This window comes from Mesonia maritima (genome assembly GCF_042433895.1).
GTDB classification, from domain to species: domain Bacteria; phylum Bacteroidota; class Bacteroidia; order Flavobacteriales; family Flavobacteriaceae; genus Mesonia; species Mesonia maritima.
The window spans coordinates 1-517 of record NZ_JBHLUA010000023.1; the positions used below are offsets into that span (position 1 = coordinate 1).

At 37.5% G+C, this 517-nt stretch carries 1 protein-coding gene; it reads right to left on the reverse strand.

Features of this window, described 5'->3' with window-relative positions:
• Positions 1-436: IS110 family transposase (locus ACFFGL_RS13635; protein WP_378928626.1), on the reverse strand; the 436-nt coding region annotated here is incomplete at its 3' end.
• Positions 437-517 lie beyond the last annotated feature (81 nt).

Genomic DNA, 517 nt, shown 5'->3' on the forward strand with positions numbered 1-517 from the left:
CGTGAAGTTTATTCTTGGTCGCCGTACGTTTCTTCAGGTAACTATCCATAAGGCGAAAGAGCTGCAGGCATTCTGCCTGTACATCAGTAAGGGCATTGTACAGGGGCACTTCGTTGGACACACCATAATTACAAATAGCCTTGGCATCGCTCTTATCGGTTTTTATTTTGGAGAGTTTCATTTGAATAAAACGCTTAACTGACAAAGGATTTACCACCGATACCGATATACCGTTTTTGGAAAGAAACTGGGCAAGTCGATAATGGTAATAACCTGTAGCTTCCATTACTACAAGACTCTCTTTAGATAATGACTTAGCAAATAACTTAAAACCGGAAGAATCATTCTTAAATTGAGAATGACCAGATTTACTACCATACACATCAAAGACATCTTTACTAATATCAACTCCAAAAGTTTCTTTATATTTATCCATAAGAACTGATTTTATGAAAGAACATACTACCTTGATCACAACAACTTGAAAACGAGGTCTGACCTCACAGAACTGAACGTG